Origin of the sequence: Shewanella electrica, from assembly GCF_022321485.1 — a bacterium.
Lineage (GTDB): Bacteria > Pseudomonadota > Gammaproteobacteria > Enterobacterales > Shewanellaceae > Shewanella > Shewanella electrica.
Genome location: NZ_JAKOGG010000494.1, coordinates 1 through 255 on the forward strand (window position 1 = coordinate 1; position 255 = coordinate 255).

Genomic DNA, 255 nt, shown 5'->3' on the forward strand with positions numbered 1-255 from the left:
GTGACAGCCGAAGAGGGTGTCCTCGTGCGGCTGAACATTTTCTGCAGCATCAGAGACAACGTGGCTTGGATGAACTTGCACGCTGAAGACTACGCGCGGCAAGTGGCGACGGACGTCAAGAAATTTAATCACGTTTTCTTGAGCATCTCCAACGAACCTATACATCCGGGCTCGTGGTTCAACCAACCGAACACGATAAAGAGGCTGAAGCTCATTCGAGACATCGCTCGAGATGCAGGGTTCATGGGTATGATG

Annotated in this window: 1 protein-coding gene; it reads left to right on the plus strand. The window is 51.8% G+C overall.

Features of this window, described 5'->3' with window-relative positions:
- Positions 1-69: 69 nt before the first annotated feature.
- On the plus strand, positions 70-255 hold a 186-nt coding region (locus L9G74_RS21295), incomplete at its 3' end, for a hypothetical protein (RefSeq protein ID WP_238898783.1).